Source organism: Pedobacter sp. JCM 36344, assembly GCF_046546555.1.
In the GTDB taxonomy this organism is placed as follows: Bacteria; Bacteroidota; Bacteroidia; order Sphingobacteriales; family Sphingobacteriaceae; genus Pedobacter.
The window spans coordinates 49225-69691 of the sequence record NZ_JBKHKK010000011.1; the positions used below are offsets into that span (position 1 = coordinate 49225).

Sequence of the window (20467 nt, forward strand, 5' to 3'; positions counted from 1 at the left end):
CTATGGCAAAAATATCCATTAATCTGGCAACAGGTGCTTTCCAGCAAGAAGAGATAATTGTAGGTATTGATTTAGGTACTACAAATAGTTTGGTTGCCTTTATAAATCCAGAGAAAAACCCACAGGTCATCAATGACACAGGGAAAGGACTATTGGTTCCTTCTGTTGTACATTTCAATGCAAAGGGTGACGCTTTGGTAGGCAACGAAGCAAAAGACTTTTTAATCACGGACCCTGCCAATACCATATTTTCCGTCAAGCGTCTTTTAGGAAGATCTTATAAAGATGTTGCCAACCACCAAGACACTTTTTCTTATAAGATCATCGATGATGAAGGTGATTCATTGGTTAAGATAAAAGCGGGAGATCGATTTTATACGCCAATTGAGCTATCGGGAGAGATTTTAAAAGAACTGAAAGCCAGAGCAGAACATGCTTTAAAAACACCGGTAAACAGGGCAGTTATCACAGTGCCTGCTTATTTTAACGATAGTCAGCGTCAGGCGACACGTGATGCAGGCAAACTTGCCGGATTAGATGTGCTACGTATTGTAAACGAACCTACAGCAGCTAGTTTGGCCTATGGAATTGGACTAGATCCCGCTCAACAAAAAACAATAGCTGTTTATGACTTGGGGGGCGGTACATTTGATGTGTCCATATTGTCTATCCAGAACGGAATCTTTGAGGTATTATCTACCAACGGGAATACTTTCTTAGGAGGTGATGATTTTGATCGAGCCATTGTTTATTACTGGATAGCTAAAAACAAGTTAAATAAAGAAGAACTATCAGCAGATTTAAGTTTAATGCAATCTCTGAGATTGAAAGCTGAAGAAGCGAAAAAAGCCTTGAGCAGCCAGAACTTGTTTAATGAAAAGTTAGGTGACATCTGGTGTACGCTAGATATGCAAACCTTTGAAGAATTGGTAAAGGATAAGGTAGCTGAAACCATTACTTCATGTAAAAATGCGCTTAAGGATGCAAAACTGTCTGTAGAAGAGATAGATGAGGTAATACTAGTCGGAGGTTCAACCCGTACGCCGTATGTAAAGCAGCAGGTAGAAAGTTTTTTTGGCCGCAAACCCCATGACCAGATCAATCCAGATGAAGTTGTTGCTTTAGGCGCAGCTATTCAAGCAGATATTCTTGCAGGTAATCGTTCTGACATTCTGTTACTTGACGTTACTCCGTTATCACTTGGAATAGAAACAATGGGCGGTCTAATGGATGTAATCGTCCCAAGAAATGCCAAAGTACCTACAAAAGCGGGCAGGCAGTATACTACCTCTCTGGACGGACAGGTTAACATGAAGATTTCAGTATTCCAAGGCGAGCGGGACTTGGTGAGTGAAAATAGAAAGCTGGCGGAGTTCGATCTTAAGGGAATTCCTGCCATGCCGGCTGGTTTACCTAAGGTAGATATAAACTTTCTTTTAAATGCAGATGGCATTTTAACGGTACAGGCAATTGAATTGAGATCTGGCGTGAAGCAGGAGATTGATATAACTCCAAGCTATGGCCTAACCGATGATACGGTTGAACGGATGCTAATCGACAGTATTACTCATGCTAAAAGCGATGTTGAACAGCGGATGCTGATTGAAGCTAGAGGCGAAGGCGAACAACTGGTATATACCGCAGAGCGCTTTATCGATAAGCACTCGGAATTTTTAAATGAGACTGAAATTAGCGAGACCCGCAATTATGTTGATGCATTGAAGGCAGCCTTGACAGCTACCGTTAAAGATGAAATATTGAAGAAAGCAGATGAACTAAACGAATTCACCAGGCCATTTGCAGAACGCGTAATGGATGTTGCAGTATCTTCTGCAATGAAAGGAAAAAGTATAGACAAGTAACCATTTTTCAGAAATTCAGTAGAGTATTGCAGGGATGAAGCATATCATTATTTCTGCAATACTTGTTTTAGGCCTGTTTATGTTTGGGTCCTGGGGATTCTTTGCGCATCAGCACATCAACCGTTTTGCTGTATTCACACTTCCTGAGGGCATGATTCGATTTTACAAATGCAACATAAATTACATTTCCGATCACGCAGTAGATCCCGACAAACGAAGATATGCTGACACCGCAGAAGCACCTAGACACTATCTTGATGTAGAACTTTATGAAAATAACATAGACAGTATTCCCGAGAAATGGGCTGATGCATTGAAGAAATATGGTACGGTCAAAATGAGCAATAATGGAATCTTGCCCTGGCAAATCCAAAGGAGCTATTTTAAATTAGTTGAAGCCTTTACTGAGAGAGATTCCATAAGGATTCTCATTTATTCGGCGTATATAGGCCATTACCTCGCTGATGCACATGTTCCGCTCCATACCACCCAAAACCATGATGGGCAATTAACCAATCAGGTTGGGATTCATGCATTCTGGGAAAGTCGCTTACCAGAATTATTTTATAAGGAATACAACTATGTTGTAGGAAAGGCGACTTACATTGAAAGCCCGATAAAAGGGGCTTGGAAAATTGTAAAACACACCCATTCCCTGGTAGATTCTGTATTAAACGGTGAAAAGCAGATTAGTAAAGTCTTCGCTCCCTATGAAAAAAAGAGCTATTCCAAAAGAAAGACGATCGTGTTAAAGCAATATTCAAAAGAATATTCCAGGGCATATCATACTCGGATGAATGCAATGGTAGAAAAGCAGATGCGGTCCTCAATACTTGAAATTGGAAACTTCTGGTACACCGCTTGGGTTGACGCAGGACAGCCAAGCTTAGAGGGATTTTAATCTATTTCAACACCCTTTTTAGTGAACCTCGACTTGACGGCAGCGTAAATTGCCGGCACAAAAGTAACAACAGCAATAACTACAATTACCACGTCGAAGTTTTTCTTCACAACCGGAATTTGCCCCAGAAGATATCCAGCCATTAACAAACTAATGATCCATGCCACACCGCCAATGATATTAAAGAGCGTAAACCTTCCGAATGGCATTTTAGCAACTCCTGCCACAAACGGTGCAATCGTTCTAAATATTGGAAGAAAGCGACTAAAAATAATTGCTTTACCACCATGCTTCTCAAAAAACATGTGAGATTGGTTATAGTATTCCAGCTTTAGGATTCGGTTACTCTCCTTGAAGACCTTGACACCGAAGAAGCTTCCCAATTGGTAATTGAGTGAATTGCCCAGAATTGCAGCTACAATTAGTAGCAGCAGCATTAACCAGATGTTTAGTCCGGTATTGCCACCAGCGATCAATGTACCCATTGCAAAAAGCAATGAATCACCTGGAAGAAAGGGGGTAATTACAAAACCTGTTTCGGCGAATATGATCAGAAAAAGAATGGCGTATGTCCAACCCTGATAATCTTGAATAATTTCTTCAAGATGTTTGTCAATATGTAATAGAAAGTCTGCTAAAAAGTTTATGAATTCCAAGAGTTATAAATTAAGCCCAAAAATAGAAATTAATTCTGAATAAGGATGTTTCCGAACAGTTCAGTCTCGGAAGTCCCGTTAAAAAAGAAGGTATAAATTTTACCGGCTTGAAGATTTGCATCAATAACGGGAGCTGTAATAACACCAGTTGCAGCAGCCTGGAACTTAGTTCCTGGATCTACATTGTAATAAGATGAGGCACTACCAAAAGTTACGATAGGAACTAATTCTCCTCCCCCGACTACAGAAACTCTAAGAAAATTATCAAGGAAGTTATTTAAATGAATAAATCTTACTCTTGCTTTTCCAGTTGGAGGCAGTGTCATATCATCCTCTTTGATCCCGGTTGCCTGACCACCCTGAAGGTTTTTAGTGTAGAAAAATGTTGCATGACTACCTATAACTGCATTGTAAGGGATAATATCACCATTGGCCGTTGTAGAACCTGTGTTTGACATAGCTAAATAGTTAAGTCCTGAATAAAAAGACAGATAGGGAGTAGCTTGCCCTGCAGCAACAGCGGCCACGCTAAGTTTACCATTATTGATGTAAATATCCTGAGGCAACGAGTTAGGAAGTGCGTTAACAAATCTAATTTTCACTTCCCCTACAGGAACTTCAGTCTTTTTCACGCAGGAGCCCAAGAAGATTAACATACTGAACCCTAACATTAATATTCTTTTCATAACAATTTTTAAGTTAACAGATTCTTTAAACAACAATGGCCCGGTTTAATAACCAAGCCATGCTTATATCTCTAAATAATAATTAATTGTAATTATTTAACATTACTGGCATAACCAGCATAAGAACGTTCTCATTCTCATCATTAGTATGTGGAATCAGTAATCCAGCACGATTTGGAGTGGAAAGTTCTAAAGTTACCTCTTCACCACTCAGGTTTCCTAACATTTCAATAAGGAATTTGGCATTGAACCCAATCTCCAGATCTTCTCCTTCGTATTGGCAACTTAAACGCTCGTGCGCTTCATTTGCAAAATCAAGATCTTCTGACGAAATGTTCAACTCACTTCCACTGATCTTCAAGCGAACCTGATGAGTAGTTTTATTAGCGAAAATAACTACCCGGCGAAGGGTATTCAAAAACAAAGCCCTGTCTATAACTAATTTGTTTGGATTGTTTGCAGGAATAACTGCTTCATAATCAGGGTAACGTTCGTCAATAAGGCGACAAACGAGATTGATGTTCTCAAATTTAAAGAAGGCGCTGGTTGCGTTGTAATCAACCGAAACGTTAACATCAGAAGTTGGTAAAGCCGCCTTTAAAAGCGTTAGCGCCTTTTTCGGAAGGATGAATGAAGAAGTTTTATCAGCTTTACTGTCAGTACGACGGTATCTAACTAGCTTATGGGCATCTGTAGCTACAAATGTAATGTACTGGTCAGATAGCTGACAGAAAACACCCGTCATAGCAGGTCGAAGTTCATCGTTACTTACAGCAAAGATGGTTTTTGTGATAGCCTCAATAAGCACTGAAGCTGGTAAATTAACAGAAGATGCATTTTCAACAACGGGTATCTTTGGGAAATCATCCCCATTCTCACCACTTAGTTTATACTTTCCATCTCCAGCACTAATCTCGATAGAGAACGAGTTATCGTCAATATTGAAAGATATTGGCTGATCAGGCAAAGTCTTCAAAGTATCTAGCAGGATTCTTGCAGGAACAGCAACCTTACCACCTTCTTTAGATTCAACAGGAAGAGACGTTGTCATACTAGTCTGCAAATCAGTCGCAGATATAGTCAGATTTCCGTCTTTGATTTCAAAAAGAAAATTTTCAAGAATAGGCAAAACAGTACTGCTGCTTGAGGCACCATTTACTGTTTGCAAATGTTTTAATAACGTTGATGTGGATACAATAAATCTCATAATTTGATCTAGTCAGTTCTCAAAAATATAAAAATTACCTTGCATACTTACGACTACGGTAATAATGTTGAAAAATTGCAAACAATATTAACATTCCCAAGGGGAGCCCTACATTTAACAGTTGCCAGGTTAATTTATCATTCCTTAACTTTGCTTTATCCAATAACCTGATCTTGACCTCTTTGTTACGAAGTGCAATTAAATTATGATCATTTGAAAGGTAGTCAACAAGGTTTAAAAGCAACGTTTTATTCCCAAAAGTTCGCTGACTATATCGATCAAAACCCAGAGGAAAGGGGGAACCATCTCTGCTGCTGACCTGATTCTTAAATAAATCTCCGTCTCCAAGGACAATCATTTTACCGGGCTTACTTTGGGCAGGAACGGGGAAATTTTCGCTAATACCTGCAGGAACAGATCTGTTTAAAAACACAGACGGAAAGCTTCCCTCTATTAAAACTCCGACAGTCTGGGGAATGTTAGCAAACTCGCGTGGATCAGGCTGTTCAGCCACCATTTGCAGCGACAGCAGCTTAGGGGTATTATGAACTTTATTGAAGCCCGAAGTCTTAAGCAAGACACTCTTTTTTAAACCTCTAACTCCTATCGTATCAACAGTGCTAACAAACTCAGAACGAATTCCATCGATATTTTTCACTAGACTACTTGAGGTATCAGGCATTAGCAACGGATAATAAATCCATGGCGCCATCTGAATTTGACCTTGAACGCCACCTGTACTCAATGGGATTTCTGCGCAATTCGCATCGGTAATTAGGTTATAGTTAACCCTTGCTCCATACATAAAAAGCATATCGTCAAGATTGAGCTTTCGGTTAAAAGCAAGTTGTTCGCCACTTTTGCTCATACTATCCAGCTCCGCACCTACCTGGTCTATGCTCCACAAAACGCTACCACCCCTCATAACGAAATAGTTGATCTTGTATTTCTGAACTTCAGTAAATTCCTTTTGCGGCTTCGTGATTACCAACATCTTTAATTTATCAAGTCCACTCTTGTTGATTACGTCAAGATTAACCCTTCCAACCTCATAACTATCAGATAAAGTGGTAATGGCATCGCTGAGCTGCTGATTTGTAAGCTCATCATTTCCTTCCGTAAAACCAATTCTAGGATGATTCTGGGTAAGTATTTTTTGAATGGCCGAAGTAAATAGGTATTCCAGATTCTGTATGGAATTATTGATGTTTTCTTCATAATCTCCTGCCGCATCGAAATTTTGCAGCAGTTTGATTGGATAAGACTGACCGTTGCCTTCCACCATAGCCACTGGAAATATAATCTTTTGAGCAAAACCGTTTTCATTTTTTATGTTTAGCGATGTTGGTTCTATACCTACGCGATATAAATTATTGATAGTGCTGTCAAGCGCTATTCCGGAGCGTCCCGCTATCGGGTTAACAAATCGATAATGAATGTTGTTACCTGCATCAGCGGCATAGTCATTCAATAAGTCCGCTGTTGCATTTTTCAATCTTCTAAAAGTCGCAGGCAAGTCTCCATCCAGATATACAGTGATTGTTATTGACTTGTTAACATCCCTAGCAATTGCCCTAGTTGCAGGATGTAGCGTAAACTTCTTCTCTTTAGTTAAATCAAACCGGAAATAAAAATACTGTGCTGCGATATTTAGCCAAATGACTCCAACGATGAAGCCTAATATGTTGAGTTGGGTTTTGTTCATTCGGTTTACCATTTCCGTCTGCTGATAACTATTCTAGTTAAACCGAGAAAGAGCATAACAAAACTTAAAAAATAAACAAGATCTCTTGTATCAATAACTCCCCTACTAATGGATTGATAGTGTTCGTTGATGCTCAAGCTTAAAAGGTAACGCTCCCAAGATTGAAGGCCAAAAGCCTTACTCATGGCATCGAAACCAGCATATGTAATAAAACATATGAATACTGCGATGGCGAAAGCGACCACTTGATTTTTTGTTATTGAGGACGAAAAAATGCCGACAGCAGTATAAGAACTGGACAATAAAAACAAACCTATGTAAGATCCAAGCACTGCCCCACCGTCAATATTCCCCTCTGGAAAACCCAATTTATAAATCGAAATATAATAGATGACTGTTGGGATGAGCGCAAAAACAACTAGAATCAGACAGGAGAAATACTTTGCTAATATGATCTGCCAGTCTGTGATAGGTCTTGTGGCCAATAGTACATATGTCCCCTCTCTTCTTTCCTCAGCAAACGATCGCATCGTCAGTGAGGGGATTAAAAACAAAAACAAAAATGGGGAAAGTGCGAAAAAGCTACTGAGTTCTGCGTATCCATAATCCAAAATAGAGGTATCCGGAAAAAACCAAAGAAGCAAACCTGCAGTCAAAAGAAAAACTCCAATGGTTATATATGCCATCAATGAGTTTAAAAGACTGAAGAGTTCTCTTTTGAATACAGCGTACATGTTTCTGATTAAAAGTTGTAACCGACACGCAGGCCGAGGAAAGAACGGGTGCCATTACTTCTTGACCATCCTTCATAACGAATACTTGCATCAATACTTCCTCTATTGCTAATAGGGAATTCCACCCCTAAGGTTGGGTTGTAAGCAAAGGCTGTACCGCTACCGTTGCCATTTGCACTAGAAATAGATATACCGGCTTCAGCACTACCATAAAGATACTCCGAAACAAAGTATCTTAAACCAGCTTTCAATGGCACAAAACCTTCCCTATATTTTATATCAGTAAAAACAGCATCACCGTTGAAACGTAGGTAGCCTATGTTTACGGTAAAGTTTAAATTAGCGTTTATTGGGCTTTGGAAAAGTATTGAAGGCCCTACGCCATAATTGACATTTGACCCGAAGTTACTCTGCGGAAAGGCAAAGTCGATACCTATGCCTAGCTTGGAACTGGAAAGCTGTGCATAGATGCTACTTGAGACAAGTATAAGGATAATTGTTGCGGATATTCTTCTCACGTGTTATTGAATTCTAGGTGGCTATGATATAAACTATAAGCGAAGGTAACAAAAAACACGTTTTATGAGGGAATTACAGCCTCGTCCTATGGTAGATCTTATAATCCAAAGTTATAAGCCAATCTTAAGCCTACAAATCTAGAGGGTGCTTTACTATTTCCAGACCATGCTTCATATCTTGCGCTGAGGTCGATAGTACTTTTATCCGCCACTGGAAACTCAATACCAATATGAGGAGTATAGATGAAAGCCGTTTCCGAACCAGAGCTGGTTCCAATTGCAGCACCCAATTCACCACCTGCATAAAAGTTTTCTGCTAAGAAATACCTTGCACCTACCTTTAAAGGCACAGCTCCATAATCAGCCACCTTTAAGGTTGTGTTACCTACTAAAGCAATGTCTTTACCTTTGAAGTTTAAGTATCCTGCTGTCGCAGTAAAGTTTAATTTATTAGCAATGGGAGTTTGGAATTGCAGGGAACCTCCATAACCAAAATCGTAACTATCGGACGAATTTCCTGTGGGGAAGGCGAATTCTGCTCCGATATCTACTTTTGAACCTGTCATCGCCACATCTTTTGTTTGCGCGTTTAGATTGCTGAATCCTAAAACACCTGCTATTGCTGTTGCTAAAAATAATTTTTTCATGTTCTTAAATTTATGTGTATAATTTAATTTGATTGGTCACACAATTACAAAATCCAGGCCAATAGGGGATCCGCCTATTAAATTATAATAGAATTCAAGGGTAACGTATTGAAGCTAAGCCGTTAATTTTCTAAAGATGTCTTCTAGTGAAGAAGACTGATTACTCGCCTTTAGATCGATAAGCGTATCATTTGCAACTACAGCACCTTTATTTATGATGATCACCTGATCGCAAAGTGCTTCCACCTCCTGCATGATGTGAGTAGACAATATGACTGTGCGTTCTCTTCCTAAATCCTTAATTAACTTACGAATGTCAGCAAGCTGATTTGGGTCCAGTCCAGAGGTTGGTTCATCCAAAATCAATACTTTCGGATCATGGATTATAGCTTGTGCAAGCCCTACGCGTTGTTTGTAGCCCTTTGACAACATATGAATTTTCTTATGCATCTCTTCCTGTAGCCCTACCTGTTCGATCACATCAGCCACCCGTTCATTTATTTTCGGTAAGTCGTAAGTACTTGCAACAAAATGAAGGAATTCCCGAACGTACATATCGGTATACAGGGGCGTATTTTCCGGTAAATATCCCAAAACCTTTTTGACTTGCAGACTTTGCGTTTGAGTGTCAAACCCTGCAATTTCAGCAGTGCCAGAACTTGGGGTTAGATAACAAGAAAGCATTTTCATAGTGGTGGACTTCCCAGCGCCATTAGGCCCTAAAAAACCAAGTATCTTGCCCCGACCGGCCTCAAAACTAATGGAATCAACTACTTTTTGTTTGTTGTAAGATTTTGATAAACCTTTGACTTTAACACCCATAATCAAAAGTAACTAAATCCTTGAAAATGCCTCAAATCGATACTTAAGTTTATCGATTGATTTTTGCACACTTTTGGCTAAGTTTGCATCACTATGGCAAAAAACAATAACGACGAGCAATTTAAAAATGTTATTTCACACGCTAAAGAATACGGTTTTGTATTTCAAAGCAGCGAAATTTATGACGGATTAAGTGCTGTTTATGACTACGGACAGCTGGGCGCTGAATTGAAGAACAATATTAAATCTTATTGGTGGAAAGCCATGGTACAAATGCATGAAAACATTGTCGGTATAGATTCTGCAATATTCATGCATCCAAAAATCTGGAAAGCGAGCGGCCATGTTGATGGCTTCAACGACCCAATGATCGACAATAAAGATTCTAAAAAACGCTACCGTGCAGACCAATTGCTGGAAGATAAAATCGCCCGATATGAGAAGGACGGAAAAGCAGAAAAAGCAGCGAAACTGCAAACCGATATGGACGATGCTCTCAAAGCGGAAAATCTTCCTTTATTAAAGATATTAATTGAAGAACATGAGATCGTTTGTCCCGTCAGTGGCACAAAAAACTGGACTGATGTTCGTCAGTTTAATTTAATGTTTAGCACTCAGTTTGGAGCAATGGCAGAAGGTTCTGATGAGGTGTACCTGAGACCAGAAACTGCACAAGGAATATTCGTAAACTTCTTGAACGTGCAAAAGTCAGGCAGGATGAAAATCCCGTTTGGTATTGCTCAAATTGGCAAAGCCTTCAGGAATGAAGTTATCGCTCGCCAATTCATTATGCGTATGCGTGAATTCGAACAGATGGAAATGCAGTTTTTCGTTCGTCCAGGTGAGGATGAAAAATGGTTTGCATACTGGAAAGAAGCACGGTTGAAATGGCACCTCGCTCTTGGCACTTCAGCAGAGAAATATCGCTTTCACGACCATGTTAAATTAGCTCACTATGCCAATGCAGCTACCGATATTGAATTTGAATTCCCATTCGGATTTAAAGAAGTGGAAGGCATCCACAGTCGTACAGACTTTGATTTGTCACAACATCAGGAGTTCTCTGGTAAGAAAATGCAATACTTCGATGCAGAATTGAACGATGAGGGAAAGCCATACGGAAACTACATTCCATATGTAATTGAAACATCGATAGGTCTTGACCGTATGTTCCTCCTTACAATGATTAACGCCTTTGAAGAGCAGGATTTGAGTACAGACGAAAAGCAAGATAGCAGAACGCTGTTGAGATTGCACCCCTGCCTTGCTCCTATCAAAGTAGCGATCTTCCCCTTGACTAAAAAAGATGGGCTGCCGGAGAAAGCTCGAGAGATCATGAACAGCTTGAAACTAGATTTCAATTGCATTTACGAAGAGAAAGACGCGATTGGAAAACGTTACCGCAGACAAGATGCCATTGGCACTCCATTCTGCCTGACTATTGATCACCAGACACTAGAAGACAACACGGTTACGATTCGTCACCGTGATACCATGGAACAGCAGCGAATAGAGATTAAGGAACTCCAGTTTCTTATCGAAAGTAAAACAAGCTGGAAGAACTTACTTCAATAACAACAACAATAGAAGGTCTGGACTAAAAAAAGTTCAGACTTTTTTTCTTTACCTAGTTCCTGCAAATGTTGGTCTGCTGTTTGTATTAAAATCACAATAAATACGTTATGCGCACATGAGATTAACAGATCTGATGCTTTTCTTCCTCATTCCTTTGCTATCAGTCAATGGCACTACAGAAAAATCCAGACAGGCATCGACGTGGACAAAAGAAGAGTTACGGGCTGCAAATACTGCTGAAGATGAAAAGTACCTTACCGGCGAAGAGAAAGATATGGTGATTTATATGAATCTGGCTAGAATGGATGGGGAAAAATTTTTCAACACCTATTTTCAGAATTACATGGAGCAACACAATCGCCAGATGATCAAGTACAGCAATTACAAGGAATTGAAGATCAGTAAGAGCGATAAGTATTACAGAAGCCTGGAAACTGATTTAAAAAATGTTAAAGGTATGAGTGCCCTATGGCCGGATGAGGCAATGAGTTGGGTTGCCGAGCAACATGCGAAGGACATGAATAAAAATAATTACGCTACTCATAATTCGCTTGATGGACGTACAGTAAAGGATCGAATAGGCAAAATGTATCCACGTAAAGCGTGTGGTGAAAACCTTGCTTTTGGTTACGCTTCAGGATTAGCTAATATATGTATGTTACTGTTGGACAGGGGTGTCCCGAATCTGGGGCATCGAAAAATTATTCTGAGAGACGATTACAAGTTCAATTATATTGGAATTAGTATCCAGCCCCATAAGGGATACAAGTACTGTTCTGTAACTGATTTTGTGGCACTACCGAGATAATAAATTAGTAACTTCGTCATTTATTGATGATCTGAATGCGCAAAGCCTTATTAAGAATAATAGACTTTTTCTACCCCCCATTTTCACGCTGGTTAACGCTGCATACTTTTAGATATTTAGCTTCCGGGAGCTCTACTGTTACTTCTGGAATCGTCACCTATTACATCTGCTACAATTGGATTTTGAAGCAACAGGATGTTCATATCCACATCCCATACTTCCCAAATTTGATAACTGCCCCGTCTGCAGCCCTTGCAATGGAGTCCTTCATCACTTTTTTTATCGGCTTTCTTTTAAATAAGTATTTAATTTTCACTTCTTCTGACTTAAAAGGAAGGATTCAGTTATTTAGATATGGATCTGTTTGGGTAACAAACATCCTGCTCAATTATGCATTATTGAAGGTGCTCCATGATGCTTTGGGCTTCTATCCTACGGTCTCAAAGATGATCATAGCAGTACTTCTTGCGGTATATAGCTACTTTTCCCAAAAGTACTTCACCTTTAGGGTGAAAAAATAAATTCTTATCTTGCTGCACTAACTAGATTATTCTGAAATGAGCGATTTTAATGATTTCAATAATCCGCAAGTTGCTAATCTTCCCAAACACCTGCGGCAATTTATTGTAGCGCAGCAATATGAGAACTATACGCCGATAGATCAGGCAGTTTGGAGATATGTGATGCGTCAGAATTACAGCTATCTGAAACAAGTTGCTTATTATCCATATATTAAAGGTCTCAACAGCGCAGGACTTAGCATTGAATACATCCCGCGCCTACAAACGATGAATGACCATCTAGGTAAGATTGGTTGGGGAGCGGTAACAGTTGACGGCTTTATTCCTCCCGCAGCGTTCATGGAATACCAGGCCTATCGTGTTCTTGTGATCGCAGCTGATATCCGCCACATCAACCACATTGAATACACTCCGGCACCAGACATTATACATGAATCTGCGGGTCATGCGCCAATTATCGCAGATAAAGATTATAACAGCTATCTAAGCTACTTTGGCTCTATTGGCGCCAAGGCGATGTTTTCATCCAAGGACTTCCAGTTATATGAAGCAATTAGAAAGCTTTCTATTTTAAAAGAAGCAGCAAATACTGCGGAGGCAGAAATTAGAAAAGCGGAGCGTCACCTGCAACGGGTATCGGAAGACATGGGTGAGCCATCTGAAATGGCTTTACTAGGTAGGCTCCATTGGTGGACAGTTGAATATGGGCTCATTGGAACGTTAGAAAAACCGAAGATATATGGAGCTGGATTGCTCTCTTCTATCGGCGAGAGCGCATCCTGCATGCAGGAAAATGTCAAGAAGTTATGGTATAATAAATACACAGTAAATTATCCATACGACATCACGAAAACACAGCCACAATTATTTGTAACTGAAACATTCCAGAATCTAATTGACGTCTTAGAGGAATTTGCGGATACAATGGCATTTAGACGAGGAGGCTCTGAGGGCTTAATTAAAGCTATAGAATGTAAAAATCCTGCTACTGCATTATATAGCTCTGGTTTGCAGGTTACAGGAGTATTTACGGACTTAGGCTTGGACAAATCCGACGAGCTCACCTTTATAAAGACTACTGGCCCCTCAGCACTTTCATTGAATGGCAGGCAACTTGAAGGTCATGGCAAGGAGTACCATAGTTCAGGGTTTTCATCACCTGTTGGAAAACTAAAAGGCAGAAACACTATGCTGGAAGATTTCAACGAACATGAGTTAGCGGAAATGGGATTGTTTATTGGCGGAAGAGCACAACTAATTTTTGAAAGTGGAATAGAACTGGAAGGTAACGTACAAACCATTTTAAAACCCGGAGATAAAATTTTACTGATCACATTTGATGATTGCCGGGTTATAGAAAAGAATGGAAATGTACTATTCATGCCAGAATGGGGTACTTATGATATGGCGGTAGGTGCAAGTATTCTGTCGGTATTCAACGGGGCGGCAGATAAAGATTCTTACGAAGAAATCACTCAGATCAGTAAACAACAGACTAACCACCATGTTTATGATGAGAAAACTATTGAATTACATAGAATTTATGCGACAATAAGATCTATAAGAGAAGGAATAGACAGCATAGATGAATTACCTGCGTTATTCCATACAGTAAAAAAAAACCATAGGCAGGATTGGCTGGCTGCATTGGAAATATTAGAGATTGTACATCATAAAATTGTGCTCCCTTCACTGAAAAAAGAGTTAACAATATATCTTGAACTAAAGGCGATCAATGAAAAAGATTATACAAAATTGATTAACGATGGCCTACATGTTATTGCCAACCCCGTAAGCCAACTAATTACCCTGAAGGATGATAATTCAAATACAGCTGATTAAATTACGATAAATATGAATATAATTATCACGGGAGCAAGCAGTGGAATCGGATTCGAAACTGCATTAGAGTTTACTTTAAGTACGCAAAATACAGTGGTTTGTATTGCAAGGACTGTTGAAAAGTTACGTAAGCTTCTGGAGATCGCTAAGGGTATTACACCGGAATGCACTTTGCTACCGGTTGAGTTCGATATTGTGAACGATGATTACCATGCACTTGTCCCATTTTTACAAGAGAGATTGGGGTCCGTTGATATTTTAATAAATAATGCAGGCTCACTGATCAACAAGCCTTTTTTAGAAACATCGGCTGCAGATATGTGGCAGATGCTGGAGAGCAATGTAATGGGTCACTTTAATATGATTCAGCATGTAGTTCCGCTAATGACTTCTGGTAGTCATATTGTGAACATTGGAAGCATGGGTGGTTTTCAGGGAAGCGTGAAATTCCCAGGCCTATCTGCATACTCTTCTAGCAAGTCGGCATTGCATACGTTGACAGAATGTCTAGCACAAGAACTCTCTCATACCGGTATAAAAATTAACTGTCTGGCTTTAGGATCTGCACAAACCGAAATGTTAAAAATGGCATTTCCAGGTTATGAATCACCAGTTATGGCGTTTGAGATGGGCAAATATGTGGCTGATTTTGCGAAGACAGGCCATCGATTTTTCAATGGAAAAACACTACCTGTTGCTGTTACTACACCTTAACAAGTTTTCCACATTTTACCTGTTCGGGGATATTTTTAATATCTTGGACTTATTGATATGAAGAAAACTTTAATTCTATTCAGTCTGATTTGTGTTAGTATGTCGATTGCAACTGCACAGACTACAATACCAGTTCAGTACCAGGAAATGGTTAACAAGCTGATTCGTCAGCTTCCCGAGCAAAAGGAAAAACAGGAAGAAGTTGTTACTACAACTCCGAACAAACTTCTGGATTTTGCGAAAACCATGCTCGGTATTCGTTACCGCACTGCATCAAGCAGTCCATCACAAGGTTTCGATTGTTCCGGCTTTGTTAATTATGTGTTTAGTAATTTCGGGTTTAAAGTACCCCGATCTTCTAGGGATTTCGCGGCCAGCGGTGAAAGCAAAAAGTTATCAGAGGCAAAGATTGGAGATGTTATTCTTTTCACCGGTACAAACAGCAGGTCTCGCACACCGGGTCATGTTGGAATCGTATATTCTATTGATGGGGATGAAGTCAAGTTTATCCATTCTTCATCCGGACATGCAAAAGGGGTTACTATATCGAGCCTTGATGAGGGTTTCTACAAGAAACGTTTTCTGAAAATCGTAAGTATTCTTTAAACTACAACAATACTACTTTTAAAGCTAGCTCAATTTTACCACCTACCAACAAGTGTTTCGCCAATTCGTGTAGTTCGCGCGTTCTATTAACCGTGTCGCCAATTGTTGCATCCAGCACTTCCTTTACCTCTGTTAACATCATTATGCGATCAACTTCTTCTGCCGAGGGAAAAGAGGAAATATTTCCAAGCATTCCAAGATCATTTCCAGTCAATACTACCGAGTTTCTTACTCCCTCTGGTAAAGCGTCAACCCCTATTCCCAAAGTCGTTAATGGCTTGGGAACCTTAAATAAATTATCTTTAGTTACCCTGCAGTACCAATCTCCCCCCAAGCGGGCTACCAAATCTATCTTCTCCTGATCGATCCTACCTTCGCCATCCAGAATTTCTTCCTTAATATGAATTAGTTTTATCTCGGCGAGAATGAGATTCCCAGCTCCTGGGTTTTCTCCAAGATGGATCACCTCAGTTACCATGCACTCTAGTTGAACTGGAGCCTCCGCAACCCTTGGCGGTTTCACCAACTTGGATGGCAACATCGTAAATCCCGACTTGTCAAACTCATTAACACCTAAAGCATACTCAGTGCTAGATAGGCTCATCTGCTGAACCATGGAATAGTTGACAATATTAATTACGCATTCCTTAACTTCTAAAACGTTCTCGAGGGTATGCTTTGTTGTATTGTCCCTGATCCTTCTAGCGGGAGAAAACACACACAACGGCGGATTAGTGCTAAATATATTAAAGAAACTAAAAGGGCTCAAGTTCACATGACCAGCCTTGTCAATAGTGCTGGCAAAGCATATTGGCCGTGGTGCAATTGCATACTGCAAATAGTTCTGCAACTGCACCGGATTAAGGTCTGACGTTTTTAGTGTAATCATGCTAACCCTATTTCTTTAATGCGAGAATTGAGAACTCACTGTCAAATTTAGTAATGATATTACTCAGGCGTCCCAACCCTGCAACTTCCATTTCAACTATATCTCCTGCTTTCAACCATTGTGTGTTATACGCCGGATCTTTCGATAAACCAGTACCATTAAGTTCTAAAAAGCAACCTGTACCTACTGTTCCAGACCCTATTACATCACCAGGTAAAATATCGGCACCATAGGCACAGCGCTCGATGATCTCGGCAAATGTCCAATCCATATCAGCCATATTGCCAGATGATACATTCACTCCATTTACAGAACAGCTCATACCCAAATTGTAGGCATTACCAATATGACCTTCCTTTGGAGTAGTTTTATATTCTTCAAGTTCATCAGGAGTTACCAGCCAAGGGCCAATAATTGTAGAAAAATCCTTGCCTTTTGCAGGGCCGAGATTTAACAGCATTTCTTCCATCTGCAATGTTCTGGCACTTAAATCGTTCATAATCGTATACCCTGCGATATAGCCATCCGCCTCTGCGGCAGTGATATTCCGTCCCTTTTTTCCTATGACTATTGCAACCTCTAACTCGAAATCTAACTTTTCAAAGTGATCTGGCATGCATTCTACATCTCCCGGACCTTGAATAGCATTGTGATTAGTAAAGTAGAAGATTGGGTACTGATCGAATTCAGCAATCATATCCACCTTGCGATTTCTCCTGGCTGTTGCAACGTGCTGTCGAAACGCATATCCATCTCTGCAGGAAGTTGGATGCGGAACAGGTGCAAGTAGCTCATAGAATACCTCTTCCTTGGGTTCGATTTCTTGCAACTTAATCTGATTATCAATCTTCTTCGCTCTTTCCATTAAAACATCTGATCCCTTTAGAAAATCAGCCATGTTATCTGGCAATTGTTTGTCACAAGAATTAAGGTTGTAAATATGACCATGTACAAAGACACCCAGGTGCTCTGTATCCTCCGTTTTATAAGATACAAGTTTCATATTAAGTTAGATTTAAGTTATTCAAAGCTAGATAAATTTAAGTCATCCAACTCTATTAATTAAATATTGGCTATAACAATAACCTATCATTTGTTGTTTATTAGATTTATTACCTAAATTAGCAATCGCGAAAGAGCATGAAACAATACATTAATACATATCAAGATCAAATAGCAAGGCAAGCCTTGTCTTCCTTCAGATATGCGATGTTGTCAAAGCTTATTTTTGCTCAGTATTCCTTTTCTTAGCCACTCTTTGGCCTTTCTGGTAAAACGTATCACGCGTTTTAAATAGTATCTTTTTTATATTTACTTAAATAACTCACCTACGCTTATGCCTATATATCATACGTTAGGATCCATACCTGCCAAGCGCCATACGGTTTTCCGGAAACCTGACGGAAACCTTTATGCAGAAGAATTGGTATCAACAGAAGGGTTTTCAAGTTTATACTCTTTGGTTTATCACTGCTACCCGCCTACTATTGTAAAGTCCTTGGGAGATCCTTATTCTGTAGAACCAATAATTGCTCGAGAAAAGCATTTAAAGCACACTAGCCTGATCGGTTTTAATATTAAGCCGGAAGACGACTATTTAAAGAGTAGAAAACCGGTACTCGTCAATAGTGATCTACATATTTCGTTGGCAGCGCCAAGAAAGTCAATGACTGATTATTTCTATAAGAATAGTCAGGCAGACGAAGTATTCTTTATTCACCAGGGATCGGGCACACTTAAAACCGGTTTTGGCAAAATAACATTCAAATACGGAGATTATTTAATCGTCCCACGTGGAACTATCTATCAATTAACCTTCGATAATGAAGACAACCGCTTATTTATTATTGAAAGTTTTAGCCCTATCCGCACGCCGAAACGTTACCGTAATCAATACGGTCAGCTTATGGAACACGCACCATATTGTGAGCGTGATATTAGAAGGCCTACAGACCTGGAAACGAATGACGAGCATGGAGACTTTAAAGTGTTGATAAAAAAACAGGGTTTGATCTATCCCTACACCTATGGAACCCATCCTTTTGACTTTATAGGTTGGGACGGCTTTCATTATCCCTGGGCATTTTCAATTCATGATTTTGAACCCATCACAGGTCGACTTCATCAGCCGCCTCCTGTACACCAGACATTTGAAGGCCACAATTTCGTGATCTGCTCATTCGTTCCACGTAAGTATGACTACCATCCGTTGTCTATCCCTGCTCCTTATAATCATAGCAATGTGGATAGCGACGAGGTTCTTTACTATGTAGACGGCGACTTTATGAGCAGAAAGAGCGTAGTTAAGGGACAGATAACATTACATCCTGGAGGAATTCCGCATGGCCCTCATCCTGGATCCGTTGAGAAATCAATAGGAAAGGAAAGCACGAATGAGTTAGCCGTGATGATAGACCCTTTCAAACCATTAATGCTAACAGATTATGCCATAGGGATTGAAGACGAATCCTACTACAAATCCTGGTCTTAACATCGATTTAAGACCGCAAATATACTTAGTGAACAACATTAAGCACATAGTTATACAACAATAAGCATGAGTACACAAACATTTGCGGAGAAGATAAGTAAGGCTCAAGATTTCCTACCTATCAATGGCACAGACTATATTGAATTGTATGTGGGAAATGCTAAACAAGCCGCCCACTATTACAAAACAGCCTTTGGTTTTCAATCGATTGCTTATTCGGGACCAGAAACTGGGGTTCGCGATAGGGCCTCCTACGTTCTGCAGCAAGGAAAGATCAGGCTAGTGCTAACATCAGGATTGAAATCTGAGGGTGCTATTACTGAGCATGCTAAAAAGCATGGCGACGGTGTAAAAGTTTTGGCACTCTGGGTTGATGACGCATACAGTGCTTTTTTAGAAACTACGAAACGTGGCGCTAAACCATATGTAGAACCTTATACTTTGACAGATGAAGATGGCGAAGTTCGGATCTCTGGTATTTATACTTACGGTGAGACTGTTCATATGTTTGTCGAGAGAAAAAACTACACAGGCACATTTCTTCCAGGCTATCAGGATTGGGTTAGTGATTATAACCCTGTCGAGACAGGTTTGCTTTACGTAGACCATTGCGTCGGAAATGTAGGCTGGAATAGAATGAATGAAACCGTAAAATGGTATGAAGAAGTGATGGGTTTTGTAAACATTCTATCATTTGATGATAACCAGATCAATACAGAATATTCTGCGTTGATGAGTAAGGTCATGAGCAATGGCAATGGCTTCTCCAAATTTCCAATAAACGAACCGGCTGAAGGTAAAAAGAAATCCCAGATCGAAGAATACCTGGAATTTCATGAAGGCGAAGGGGTGCAACATATCGCTGTAGCGACAAAAGATATTTTGTCTACAGTAACAAGCTTAAAAGCTCGAGGGGTTGAGTTTTTGAGTGCACCCCCGGAAGCCTATTACAACATGATGCCAACGAGGGTAGGTGAGATCGATGAGGAAATTGAGCAGTTAAAGGAACTGGGGATTTTGGTAGACTGCGATGAAGAAGGCTATCTATTGCAAATATTCACTAAACCTGTCGAAGACAGACCAACATTATTTTTTGAGATCATCCAACGGAAAGGTGCACAGTCGTTCGGAGCCGGGAATTTCAAAGCGCTGTTCGAATCTTTAGAACGCGAGCAAGAGTTAAGGGGTAATCTGTAACCTATTATTCATTTGAAAACTCCGGAGGGGCGGCTATTGGTTTAGCTGCCCTCTTTTTTACAGCAAAAAATGGTTATTTTCGAAAA

General features: G+C 39.9%; 20 protein-coding genes. 10 read left to right on the forward strand and 10 right to left on the reverse strand.

What is annotated here, in order from left to right:
* The first annotated feature begins 2 nt into the window (after positions 1-2).
* The gene (gene dnaK / locus ACHFIZ_RS12045; RefSeq protein ID WP_410886142.1) at positions 3-1862 is read left to right on the forward strand and encodes a molecular chaperone DnaK; all 1860 of its coding nucleotides are present in this window, start codon (positions 3-5) and stop codon (positions 1860-1862) included.
* A gap of 34 nt (positions 1863-1896) precedes the next feature.
* Positions 1897-2763, forward strand: a complete 867-nt coding sequence (locus tag ACHFIZ_RS12050; RefSeq protein WP_410886144.1) for a zinc dependent phospholipase C family protein — start codon at positions 1897-1899, stop codon at positions 2761-2763.
* Here the strand turns inward: ACHFIZ_RS12050 and ACHFIZ_RS12055 are convergent.
* From ACHFIZ_RS12055 to ACHFIZ_RS12090, 8 genes are all read right to left on the reverse strand, one after another.
* The gene (locus ACHFIZ_RS12055) at positions 2760-3419 is read right to left on the reverse strand and encodes a DedA family protein (RefSeq protein ID WP_410886146.1); all 660 of its coding nucleotides are present in this window, start codon (positions 3417-3419) and stop codon (positions 2760-2762) included. The two genes, ACHFIZ_RS12050 and ACHFIZ_RS12055, sit on opposite strands and share 4 nt — an antisense overlap.
* Before the next feature lie 29 nt (positions 3420-3448).
* Positions 3449-4105 carry a DUF4397 domain-containing protein gene (locus tag ACHFIZ_RS12060; RefSeq protein WP_410886148.1) on the reverse strand — a complete coding sequence of 219 codons (657 nt, stop codon included), beginning with the start codon at positions 4103-4105 and terminating at the stop codon, positions 3449-3451.
* An 82-nt stretch (positions 4106-4187) separates the two neighbouring features.
* A complete protein-coding gene (gene dnaN / locus ACHFIZ_RS12065) occupies positions 4188-5312 on the reverse strand; it encodes a DNA polymerase III subunit beta (protein ID WP_410886150.1) in 1125 nt (374 codons plus the stop codon).
* 34 nt (positions 5313-5346) lie between these two features.
* Entirely contained in the window at positions 5347-7017 is a 1671-nt protein-coding gene (gene gldG / locus ACHFIZ_RS12070) for a gliding motility-associated ABC transporter substrate-binding protein GldG (RefSeq protein ID WP_410886152.1), read from the reverse strand.
* Positions 7018-7022: 5 nt separating this feature from the next.
* A complete protein-coding gene (gene gldF / locus ACHFIZ_RS12075) occupies positions 7023-7751 on the reverse strand; it encodes a gliding motility-associated ABC transporter permease subunit GldF (RefSeq protein ID WP_410886153.1) in 729 nt (242 codons plus the stop codon).
* 8 nt (positions 7752-7759) lie between these two features.
* The gene (locus tag ACHFIZ_RS12080; RefSeq protein ID WP_410886155.1) at positions 7760-8269 is read right to left on the reverse strand and encodes an outer membrane beta-barrel protein; all 510 of its coding nucleotides are present in this window, start codon (positions 8267-8269) and stop codon (positions 7760-7762) included.
* 98 nt (positions 8270-8367) lie between these two features.
* On the reverse strand, positions 8368-8916 hold the full coding sequence (locus tag ACHFIZ_RS12085; protein WP_410886157.1) for a hypothetical protein: 549 nt from the start codon (positions 8914-8916) through the stop codon (positions 8368-8370).
* A 114-nt stretch (positions 8917-9030) separates the two neighbouring features.
* Entirely contained in the window at positions 9031-9738 is a 708-nt protein-coding gene (locus ACHFIZ_RS12090) for an ATP-binding cassette domain-containing protein (RefSeq protein WP_410886159.1), read from the reverse strand.
* A 93-nt stretch (positions 9739-9831) separates the two neighbouring features.
* Here ACHFIZ_RS12090 and ACHFIZ_RS12095 point away from each other — a divergent pair, with 93 nt between their 5' ends.
* The 6 genes from ACHFIZ_RS12095 to ACHFIZ_RS12120 all read left to right on the forward strand — a co-directional run bounded on the left by ACHFIZ_RS12095 (position 9832) and on the right by ACHFIZ_RS12120 (position 15804).
* Positions 9832-11313, forward strand: a complete 1482-nt coding sequence (locus ACHFIZ_RS12095) for a glycine--tRNA ligase (protein WP_410886161.1) — start codon at positions 9832-9834, stop codon at positions 11311-11313.
* A 115-nt stretch (positions 11314-11428) separates the two neighbouring features.
* Positions 11429-12121 carry a CAP domain-containing protein gene (locus ACHFIZ_RS12100; protein ID WP_410886162.1) on the forward strand — a complete coding sequence of 231 codons (693 nt, stop codon included), beginning with the start codon at positions 11429-11431 and terminating at the stop codon, positions 12119-12121.
* A gap of 35 nt (positions 12122-12156) precedes the next feature.
* The gene (locus ACHFIZ_RS12105; protein ID WP_410886164.1) at positions 12157-12642 is read left to right on the forward strand and encodes a GtrA family protein; all 486 of its coding nucleotides are present in this window, start codon (positions 12157-12159) and stop codon (positions 12640-12642) included.
* A gap of 36 nt (positions 12643-12678) precedes the next feature.
* On the forward strand, positions 12679-14484 hold the full coding sequence (locus tag ACHFIZ_RS12110; RefSeq protein WP_410886166.1) for an aromatic amino acid hydroxylase: 1806 nt from the start codon (positions 12679-12681) through the stop codon (positions 14482-14484).
* Between the two features lie 12 nt (positions 14485-14496).
* On the forward strand, positions 14497-15198 hold the full coding sequence (locus tag ACHFIZ_RS12115) for an SDR family NAD(P)-dependent oxidoreductase (protein WP_410886168.1): 702 nt from the start codon (positions 14497-14499) through the stop codon (positions 15196-15198).
* A gap of 57 nt (positions 15199-15255) precedes the next feature.
* Positions 15256-15804, forward strand: a complete 549-nt coding sequence (locus ACHFIZ_RS12120) for a C40 family peptidase (protein WP_410886169.1) — start codon at positions 15256-15258, stop codon at positions 15802-15804.
* A gap of 1 nt (position 15805) precedes the next feature.
* Here ACHFIZ_RS12120 and ACHFIZ_RS12125 read toward each other — a convergent pair whose 3' ends face one another.
* Positions 15806-16693: a flavin reductase family protein gene (locus ACHFIZ_RS12125; RefSeq protein ID WP_410886171.1), complete on the reverse strand. Its 888-nt coding sequence runs from the start codon at positions 16691-16693 to the stop codon at positions 15806-15808.
* Between the two features lie 7 nt (positions 16694-16700).
* Positions 16701-17696 carry a fumarylacetoacetate hydrolase family protein gene (locus ACHFIZ_RS12130; RefSeq protein WP_410886173.1) on the reverse strand — a complete coding sequence of 332 codons (996 nt, stop codon included), beginning with the start codon at positions 17694-17696 and terminating at the stop codon, positions 16701-16703.
* A gap of 333 nt (positions 17697-18029) precedes the next feature.
* On the opposite strand from ACHFIZ_RS12130, the gene ACHFIZ_RS12135 reads away from it, so the two are divergent.
* On the forward strand, positions 18030-19184 hold the full coding sequence (locus tag ACHFIZ_RS12135; protein WP_410886174.1) for a homogentisate 1,2-dioxygenase: 1155 nt from the start codon (positions 18030-18032) through the stop codon (positions 19182-19184).
* A gap of 66 nt (positions 19185-19250) precedes the next feature.
* A complete protein-coding gene (gene hppD, locus ACHFIZ_RS12140; RefSeq protein ID WP_410886176.1) occupies positions 19251-20381 on the forward strand; it encodes a 4-hydroxyphenylpyruvate dioxygenase in 1131 nt (376 codons plus the stop codon).
* Positions 20382-20467 lie beyond the last annotated feature (86 nt).